Here is a 9,195-nt window from a genome sequence, read left to right as displayed (position 1 = left end):
CCCCTGCCGGGCCCGCGGGGCGCCCGCCCCCGCCGTCCGCTCGCTGCTGCGCGGCCTGCCGACGGTCCCGGCCGTGGTCCTGCTGGTGGTGTTCCTGGCCGGTCCGATCGCGTACTGCGTCTACTACGCGTTCACCGACATGCAGCTCACCGGGGCCGCCGGCACCGACTTCGTCGGCGTCGACAACTTCACCCGGGCGTTCAAGGACGCCGACTTCCTCAACGCGATGTGGCTGACCCTGCTCTTCGTGGTCGGCTCCGCGGTGATCGGCCAGAACACCCTCGGGCTCGCGCTGGCCGTCCTGATGCAGAAGGCCACCAAGCCGGTACGGGCCCTCGTGAACGGCGTGGTGATCGCCGCGTGGGTGCTGCCCGAGGTGGTCGCCGGCTATCTGATGTACGCCTTCTTCTACGACCAGGGCTCGCTCAACTCGCTTCTGGACGCCGTGCATCTGCCGGACCAGAACTGGCTCTACACGATGCCGATCCTCGCGGTGTGCCTGGCCAACGTGTGGCGCGGCACCGCCTTCTCCCTGATGGTCTTCACCGCCGCCATCAACGACGTACCGCAGGAACTGGTGGAGGCCGCCGAGATGGACGGGGCCGGGCCCTGGCAGCGGCTGTGGCGGGTCGTGCTGCCGGTCATCAGGCCGTCGATCCTGACGAACCTGATGCTGATCACGCTCCAGACGCTCTCCGTCTTCGGGCTGATCTACACCATGACCCGCGGCGGCCCCGGCAACAAGAGCGAGACCCTGCCGATCTTCATGTACCAACAGGCCTTCCAGAACAGCCTGATCGGCTACGGCACCGCCATCGCCCTGGTCCTGCTGGTGGTCGGCGCCCTGTTCTCCGTCGTGTACATCCGGCTGCTGAAACTGGAGGACGACTGATGGCCGCCGTCGCCACCCCGCCCCCCAGGACCGTGAACAAGGTCCCTGCCGCGCCGAGTCAGCCACGCGGGCGCCGCGTGCGTCCCGGGCGCCTGGTGATCAACCTCGTGCTGCTCGCCGTATCGGTGCTGTACGTCCTGCCGCTGCTGTGGATGGTCCTCGCCTCGGTGAGCGTCACCAACTCCTTCCGGCTGAAGTGGCCTTCGGCTCTGACGCTCGACAACTTCGACGCGGTCCTCAACGTCGACACCACCTACCGGCCGATGCTCAACAGCCTGCTGCTGTGCGGCTTCGGCACGGCGGTGACCGTGGTGGCGTCGGTGCTGTGCGCCTACCCGCTCTCCCGCTACCGGTCCCGGGCCCGGCGGCCGTTCCTCTACACGATCCTGTTCTCCACCGGCCTGCCCATCACCGCCGTGATGATCCCGGTGTACAGCATGTTCGTGCAGGTGAACCTGATCGACTCGATGCCGGGCACGACCCTGTTCCTGGCCGCGTCCGCGCTGCCGTTCGGGATCTGGCTGATGAAGAACTTCATGGACGGCGTCCCGATCGTCCTGGAGGAGGCCGCCCGCATCGACGGCGCGAACACCATGCAGGTGCTGTGGCGGGTGGTGCTGCCGCTGATGCGGCCGGGTGTCGTGGTGGTCACCATCTTCACGTTCATCGGCATGTGGGGGAACTTCTTCGTCCCCTTCATCCTGCTGCTGTCCCCGGAGAAACTCCCCGCGTCCGTCAGCGTGTTCACCTTCCTCTCCGCCCACGACCAGACGCAGTACGGCCAGTTGTCGGCGTTCTCGCTCCTCTACTCGCTGCCCGTCGTGATGCTCTACCTGCTGCTGGCCCGCAAGCTCGGCGGCGGTTTCGCGCTCGGCGGAGCCCTCAAGGGCTGACTCCCCCCACCTGTACGGAGATGTGATGCACAACGACCGTGACCTCACCGAACAGCGGCTCGCCCGAGTGCTCGACGAACGGATTCGGCCCGCCGTCCACGCCCGGTCCGTCCCCCTGGAGGTGGAGGTGTGGAACGTCGCCGGTGAGCCGGTGCCGGTCCGTGAGGGTCTGGCCGCTCCCTACCGTCCGACCGGGGTCGGCGAGTGGTGGGGGCCGGCCTGGTCGACGAGCTGGTTCAAGGTCAGCGGCACGATTCCGGCGGACTGGGCCGGTGAGACGGTCGAGGCCGTCCTGGACCTCGGGTTCGCCACCCACTCCGCGGGCTTCTCCGCCGAGGGACTGGTCTACCGCCCGGACGGCACCGCGGTGAAGGCCCTCAACCCGCGCAACATCTGGCTGCCGGTGGCCGAACAGGCCGTGGGCGGCGAGGAGTTCGTCGCCCACGTCGAGGCCGCCGCCAACCCGGTCGTCATGCACAGCGCCCCGGGCGAGCTCACCTTCGGACCCACCTCGGTGGGCGGCCGGGCGCCGTGGCTGGGCGACCCGGCCGCGGACCCCGGTGAGCCCCTCTACCGGCTACGGCGTCTGGACCTCGCCGTGTTCGACCGGCAGGTCCACGAACTCGTCCAGGATCTGGAGGTGTTGGGGCAGCTGATGCCGGAGCTGTCCCCCGACTCCCCGCGCCGCTGGCAGATCCTGCGGGCGGTCGAACGCGCCCTGGACGCGATCGACCTGCAGGACGTCAGCGGCAGCGCGGCCGCCGCACGGGCCGCCCTCGCCCCCGTACTGGCCTCACCCGCGCACGCCAGCGCGCACCGCATCTCGGCGGTCGGGCACGCACACATCGACACCGCCTGGCTGTGGCCGCTGCGCGAGACCGTCCGCAAGGTGGCCCGGACGGTCTCCAACGTCACCCACCTCATGGACGACCACCCGGAGTTCAGGTTCGTCATGTCCCAGGCGCAGCAGCTCGCCTGGCTGAAGGAGCACCGGCCCGAGGTGTACGCGCGGGCCCAGGAGAAGGCGAAGACCGGGCAGTTCCTGCCCACCGGCAGCCTGTGGGTGGAGCCGGACACCAACATCAGCGGCGGCGAGGCCCTGGTGCGCCAGTTCGTCCACGGGAAGCGGTTCTTCCTGGAGGAGTTCGGCGTCGAGACCGAGGAGATGTGGCTGCCGGACACCTTCGGCTACAACGCGGCCCTGCCGCAGCTGATGAAGCTGGCCGGGGTGAAGTGGTTCCTGACGCAGAAGATGTCCTGGAACACCACCAACAAGTTCCCGCACCACACCTTCTGGTGGGAGGGCATCGACGGCACCCGGATCTTCAGCCACTTCCCGCCCGTCGACAGCTACAACGGCGAGCTCTCCGGCGCCGAAGTCGCGCACAGCGTAAGGAACTTCCAGGACAAGGCGGGCGCCAACCACTCGCTGATCCCCTTCGGTTACGGCGACGGCGGTGGCGGCCCGACCCGCGAGATGCTGGCGCGCGCCGACCGGCTCCGGGACCTGGAGGGTTCGGCACGCGTCGAGCTGGAGGGGCCCGCCGACTTCTTCCGCCGCGCGCACGACGAGTACGAGGCGAACGGCGGAGCGCCGGTGTGGTCCGGGGAGCTCTACCTGGAGTTCCACCGCGGGACCCTGACCAGTCAGCTGGCCACCAAGCAGGGCAACCGGCGCAGTGAACACCTGCTGCGCGAGGCGGAGTTGTGGGCGGCGACCGCGGCCGTACGGCACGGGTCGCCGTATCCGTACGAGGCGCTGGACCGGCTGTGGAAGACGGTGCTGCTGCACCAGTTCCACGACATCCTGCCCGGGACGTCGATCGCCTGGGTGCACCGGGAGGCGGAGGAGACGTACGCGGCTGTGGCCCGCGAACTGGAGGAGCTGATCGGTGCGGCCCAGGCGGTGCTGGCCGGGGAGCCCGAGGGCACGGTCGTCTTCAACTCCGCGCCGCATGCCCGGGGCGGGGTCACGGCATTCGGCGCGGGCCCGCGCTCCGAGACCGTCGACGCACCGGTGACGCCGGTGCCGGACGGGGACGGGTTCGTCCTCGACAACGGTCTGGTCCGGGTCGTGGTGGACGCCCGCGGTCTGATCACCTCCGCCTACGACCACACCGCCGGCCGGGAGGCGCTGGCTCCCGGCACGGTCGGCAACCTCCTCCAACTGCACCAGGACTTCCCCAACCAGTGGGACGCCTGGGACGTCGACTCCTTCTACCGCAACTCCGTGCGCGACCTCACCGACGCCGAGTCCGTCACGGCGACCGCCGACGGCGTCCGGGTGGTCCGGGTCTTCGGCGCGTCGAGGATCGAGCAGACCCTGACGCTGCCGGCCGGGTCACGCGGGCCGGTGATCGACACGGTCGTCGACTGGCACGAGCGGGAGAAGTTCCTCAAGGCGGCCTTCCCGCTGGACGTGCGGGCCGCCCACTCGACCGCCGAGATCCCCTTCGGTCACGTCGAGCGGCCCACCCACACCAACACGAGCTGGGACGCGGCCAAGTTCGAGACGTGCGCCCACCGTTTCGTGCACGTCGGCGAGCCCGACTGGGGAGTCGCCCTGGTCAACGACTCCTCCTACGGCCACGACGTCACCCGTGACGTGCGCCCCGACGGCGGTACGACCACCACGGTCCGCCTCTCCCTGCTGCGCGCCGCCCGCTTCCCCGACCCCGACCAGGACCAGGGCACCCACCGGCTCGGGTACGCGCTGGTGATCGGCGTCGATGTCGGCGACGCGCGGCGCGAGGGGTACCGCTTCAACCTGCCCGAGCGGGTGGTGCCGGGCAGTGCGACGGTCGCCCCGCTGGTGTCGGTGGACCACGAGGGCGTGGTCGTGGAGGCGGTCAAGCTGGCCGACGACCGCAGCGGGGATGTCGTCGTACGGCTCTACGAGTCCCGCGGCACCCGCGCATCGGCCACCCTAACCACCGGCTTCCCGCTGGCCTCCTCCCTGGTGACCGACCTGCTGGAGCGTCCCTTGGACGACCCGTCGAGCCACCGACCACTGGCGGACGCTGTCCGGTTGACGCTGCGGCCGTTCCAGATCCTCACGCTGCGGTTGCGGCCCGCGTCGGACGGCTGAGGCTCAGGTGGCGAGGAGGCCGCCGTCCATGTGCAGGTCGTGGGCGTTGACGCCGGTGTTGCGGAGCAGGAACTCGGTGGCGTCGGCGATGTCGGCCATGGTCATCAGTCGTCCGATCGGGGCGTTCCTTCGCGAGCCCGCCGAAGAGGACGACGGAGGCGTCGGGGTGGAAGCGGTCGCGCAGCACGCGGACGGTCCTCGGCGTAGCCGACGAGCTTCATGGTCACGGCCGCCACGGCATCCGTGACGTTGAACTGCGCCAGGGAATTGGCCGCCTGGCCGACCGCGGTGATGACGACATGGTCGACCTCGGTCACTGCGGCCAAGTCGGCACCGATCGTCTCCGGTCGGCCGAGGTCGAGGGCCAGGCCCCGGGCCCCCGCGCCGATCCGGGCGGCGGTGGCCTCCGCCCGCGCCTTGTCCCTGCTGGTGGCGATGACGTCGTCCCCGCGGTCGGTGAAGTGCCGGGCGATCACTTCACCCAGCCCTCCGCTGCCGCCTACGACGAGTGTGCCGATCGCATGGAAGAGGGCGCCACGAAGGACCGGGAAGAGCCGGGGAGTCCACCGCGCAGACGTCGGCGGGACCCCGAGGGGCACCGGGCGGCCATCCTGGACGCGGCCCGCCACGCCTTCGCCGAGCGCGGGTACGCCCGCACCCCTTGCGGGACATCGCAGGACGGGCCGGTGTCACCCACGGCCTGATCACCCGTCACTTCGCCTCGAAGGAGCGGCTGTTCCTGGCGGCGGTGCCCGGCCATCGCGACCTGGAACAGGTGACGGCCGGGGACGCGGCGACACTGCCCGACCGGATCGCCGACGCCTTCGTACGGCGGATGGAGACCGACGCCGCCGGCGACCCGCTCGTCGCCCTCGTACGCGGTGCCGCATCCGACGAACGCGCGGCCGCCGACCTGCTGTCCGCGATGCAGGAGCGCAGTGCCGCCGTCTACCGGTCCGTGCTCCGCCCCGACGGAACGGCGGCTTCGGACGACGACCTGGACGCCCGGGTGGCACTCGTGGGCGCCCAGACGATCGGCGTGGCCTTCAGCCGGTACATCGCGCGAACCGACCCGCTCGCCTCGATGCCGCCGGAACAGCTCACCGCGTATCTCACGCGGATGCTGCGCCACATCCTCCTCGACTGAACTGGACCTTCACAGCTGATCGGCGATGGCGCCCGCCACCGCCCGCATGCCGGCGCTGTTGGGGTGGAACGCGCCCGTGAGGCCGGAGCGGCTCAGGCGTTCGGGGAGCCCGGTGACCCAGGGGTGGGGCGATCCGAGGGCGTGGTCGCGACTGCGCGGCCCCATGGCGACGAGTTCGGCCCCGGTGCGGGTGGCCGCGCGGGTGAAGACGTCGGCGACCTGGCCGCCGAGGCGGCGGAACTCCTCCCGTGTCGTCTCGTCGAAAGGGGTCGCGCGGCAGTAGCCGGTGTCGGGCCCGACCACCGTGAGGTAGTCGACAAGGATCACCCGCGCGTCCCTCGCCCTGCCGCGGACCTCCTCCACGACCCTCACCAGACCGGTCACCGCCCGGTCGATGTCCGCGGGTGACGGTCGCGGCACACCGTCCCGCCTCAGCATCGAGCCCAGCGGGCGGGAGAGGCGGCGGGAGGAGAAACGGGCCGCCAGGGCCAGCCGGACCATGCTGCCGATGTACTGGAGGTCGTTGCCGCCGGCGGTGACCGTCACCAGGTCGGCGTCCGCGGGCAGACCGTCCAGCTGGGGCGCAAAGGTGCGGAACCCGACGCGTTGGGGGGTGGAGGTGATCGTCTCGGTGGTGGCTCCGCTCACGGTGAGGTCCGTGAGTGCGGCACCGAGCCGTTCGGCGAGCAGCTGCGGATAGTTCCGGGCGGAGCGGTGTGCTCTCCGGTCGGCGACCGGCTCGATGCCCGGACCCGCCGCGTACGAACTGCCCAGCGCGGCGATGTGCCGGATGTGTCGTGCCGTCATGGGGAGCTCCTCCTCGGACTGTTGGACGTTCCGGGGCGACGGCATGCGCGAGAGCGGTCGCTCGGCCGGAACACGGCATCCTTTGAAACCATTGCCGAAACCATTGCACCCCTGACGCTCGTCCTCCCCACCGACCACACCACGCGGGGCCCGACCACGTTCCGCGCCGAGCAGTCCAGGGGGAAACCACCATGCCGATCCGCGCAGTTACAGCCATTCGTCCCGGAACCCGCACGGCCGCCGTCCTCACCACCGCCGTGCTCGCCGCGGCCGCGCTCTGGTCCACCGCCGTCCCCGCCTCCGCGATCAAGGGCGGCGGTCCGGCCACCACGAAGGCCCGGCCGTACGCCATGTTGATCGAGTACAACGGCAGGCAGTTCTGCGGCGGCACGCTCGTCGCGCCCACGAAGGTGCTCACGGCCGGCCACTGCGTGGAGGCCGCCGGTGAGGTGTCCACCCTGCGCGTCGTCGGCGGCCGCACCCAGGTGGACGGCACCGACGGCACCGTACGGGAGGTCGCCTCGGCCCGGATGGACTCGCGGTACAGCGGGCCCGGTTACCCCCACGACGCCGCGGTCCTCACCCTGGACCGGCCGATGCCGTACCGGACGATCCCGGTGGCCGGACCGAAGGACGGCAAGCTGGTGGCCGACGGCCGCACGCCCACCGTGGTCGGCTGGGGACGCACCGGGCCCGGCGTCACCGCCACCCGGCTCAAGCAGACCAAGCTCGTCCTCTCCCCGCTCGCCGACTGCGGGCCGTACACCGACCCCGAGGTCGACGACCCCACCACGATGCTGTGCGGCATGCCCCGCCCCGGAACCACCGACAGCATCTGCCCCGGAGACTCCGGCGGGCCGCTGATCAGCGGCGGCAAGGTCGTCGGAATCGTGTCGTCGGGCAACAAGTACTGCGACGAGCAGTTCCCGGTGTCCGTCTTCGTCCGCGCAGACTCGGTCGCCGCGGATCTGGGCATCCCGACGCGCTGACACGCACGCCGGTCGGCTGATCGGCGAGGTCACAGGAGCCCGGGCCGCTTCCACTCCTCGCCCAGTACATGGTGGTCGAGGAAGTTCAGGGCCGTCTCGTACACGAGGCGCAGGTGGTTCGGGGCCTCGATGCCGTGGCTCTCCTCCGGGAAGTACAGGAACTTGGCGGGTACGCCCTGGCGTTGGAGGTCGTGGTGGAGGGTCATCGACTGGCTCACCGGCACCCGGTAGTCCTTGCCGCCGTGCACGATCAGCATCGGTGTCGTCAGGTTCGCCGCGTCGAAGTGGGGCGAGTCCGCCTCGTACCGTTCGCGCCGGATGCGCGGGTCGCCGAAGATCTCGCGGAAGTACGTGTGCAGGTCGGTCTCGTCCTGGAACGCCTCCAGGTTCCAGAACCCGGCGTGCGAGACGACCGCTCTGAAGCGGTCGGTGAGGGTCGCGGCGCGGCCCGCGAGGTAGCCGCCGTAGGACCAGCCGGCGAGGGCCGTCCGGCTCGCGTCGAGGTCGGGGCGGGCCAGTGCGGCGTCGGTGAGGGCGATGACGTCGCGGTAGGGCCGGCCGCCGTACTGGCCACGGCCGCGTTGCTGCATCCGTTGCCCGTATCCGGAGGACAGGGCCGGGTCGGGCAGGAGTACGGCGTAACCGCGGGCCGCGAAGGGCCAGGGGTTCCACTGCCCGGGCCAGTCGCTCCAGGATCCCTGGGGTCCGCCGTGCAGGTTGACGAGGAGCGGTGAGGGGTCGCCGGGCCCCGCGACCTCGGGCAGGACCAGCCAGGCGCGGAGGGCGAAACCGTCGTCGCCGGTCGCGTGCACCTCGGTCAGCGTGCCGGGGAGGGGGCCGAGGTCGCCCGGGGTCTTGAGGAAGGCGGGGTGCTGGTCGGGCTTGCCCGCGTCGAGGCGGACCGCGCGGGGCGGGCTGTCGAGCGCGCTGCGCAGGGCGTAGAGGGTGGCTCCGTCGGGTGTCACGCAGAGGGAGGTGTAGGCACCGGAGGCGGTGAGGCGGGTGACGGTGCCGTCCGGGTCGCGGCGGAAGACCGGGCAGTGGCCCCGCTCGTCGCCGGTGAACCACAGCGTGGTGTCCCCGGGAACCGGTGAGAGGATCGCCCGTCCCGGCCAGGGCCAGTTGTCGAAGTCCGGCAGCAGGTCCGTCTCCTCGCCGGAGACGGGGTCGAGGGCGACGAGGGTGTCCTGCCACTCGGTGTCGTACGTCTCCTCCCGCTGGCGTTCGCAGACCAGGCGCGTGCCGTCGGCGGTGAAGAGCGGGCCGTAGTACTGGTGGCCCGGGCGGGAGAAGGTGCGCCGCTCCGCGCCGGTCGACGCGTCGGCGATCACCACGACGTTCGTGTCCGGGGCGGTGCTCGTCGGGGCGCGGGTGTAGGC

The 9,195-nt window shown here is 71.2% G+C and carries 8 protein-coding genes; 5 read left to right on the top strand and 3 right to left on the bottom strand.

The window, feature by feature from the left end; all coding sequences use genetic code 11:
* The first annotated feature begins 43 nt into the window (after positions 1–43).
* Genes ACFVYN_RS40600 through ACFVYN_RS40590 form a run of 3 tightly spaced genes read left to right on the top strand, consistent with a single transcriptional unit; the run spans position 44 to position 4,873 of the window.
* On the top strand, positions 44–892 hold the full coding sequence (locus ACFVYN_RS40600) for a carbohydrate ABC transporter permease (RefSeq protein WP_390007798.1): 849 nt from the start codon (positions 44–46) through the stop codon (positions 890–892).
* Positions 892–1,785 carry a carbohydrate ABC transporter permease gene (locus tag ACFVYN_RS40595; RefSeq protein ID WP_390007795.1) on the top strand — a complete coding sequence of 298 codons (894 nt, stop codon included), beginning with the start codon at positions 892–894 and terminating at the stop codon, positions 1,783–1,785. The genes ACFVYN_RS40600 and ACFVYN_RS40595 overlap by 1 nt, the downstream gene beginning before the upstream one ends.
* A gap of 25 nt (positions 1,786–1,810) precedes the next feature.
* Complete coding sequence (locus tag ACFVYN_RS40590; RefSeq protein ID WP_390007792.1) at positions 1,811–4,873, top strand: alpha-mannosidase; 3,063 nt, start codon at positions 1,811–1,813, stop codon at positions 4,871–4,873.
* 104 nt (positions 4,874–4,977) lie between these two features.
* Here the strand turns inward: ACFVYN_RS40590 and ACFVYN_RS40585 are convergent, their stop codons facing one another.
* Positions 4,978–5,472, bottom strand: a complete 495-nt coding sequence (locus tag ACFVYN_RS40585) for an SDR family NAD(P)-dependent oxidoreductase (RefSeq protein ID WP_390007789.1) — start codon at positions 5,470–5,472, stop codon at positions 4,978–4,980.
* Between the two features lie 62 nt (positions 5,473–5,534).
* Between ACFVYN_RS40585 and ACFVYN_RS40580 the strand changes: the two genes are divergently transcribed.
* Complete coding sequence (locus ACFVYN_RS40580) at positions 5,535–6,020, top strand: TetR family transcriptional regulator (protein WP_390007787.1); 486 nt, start codon at positions 5,535–5,537, stop codon at positions 6,018–6,020.
* A 9-nt stretch (positions 6,021–6,029) separates the two neighbouring features.
* Here the strand turns inward: ACFVYN_RS40580 and ACFVYN_RS40575 are convergent, their stop codons facing one another.
* The gene (locus ACFVYN_RS40575) at positions 6,030–6,827 is read right to left on the bottom strand and encodes an SGNH/GDSL hydrolase family protein (protein WP_390007784.1); all 798 of its coding nucleotides are present in this window, start codon (positions 6,825–6,827) and stop codon (positions 6,030–6,032) included.
* A 191-nt stretch (positions 6,828–7,018) separates the two neighbouring features.
* Between ACFVYN_RS40575 and ACFVYN_RS40570 the strand changes: the two genes are divergently transcribed.
* On the top strand, positions 7,019–7,816 hold the full coding sequence (locus ACFVYN_RS40570; RefSeq protein ID WP_390007781.1) for a S1 family peptidase: 798 nt from the start codon (positions 7,019–7,021) through the stop codon (positions 7,814–7,816).
* Between the two features lie 29 nt (positions 7,817–7,845).
* Here the strand turns inward: ACFVYN_RS40570 and ACFVYN_RS40565 are convergent.
* On the bottom strand, positions 7,846–9,195 hold a 1,350-nt coding region (locus ACFVYN_RS40565; protein WP_390007778.1), incomplete at its 5' end, for a prolyl oligopeptidase family serine peptidase.

Origin of the sequence: Streptomyces sp. NPDC058307 (assembly GCF_042880295.1) — a bacterium.
GTDB lineage: Bacteria > Actinomycetota > Actinomycetes > Streptomycetales > Streptomycetaceae > Streptomyces.
The sequence above is the reverse complement of the archived record's forward strand: the minus strand, read 5'-3'. Positions and strand labels throughout refer to the sequence as shown.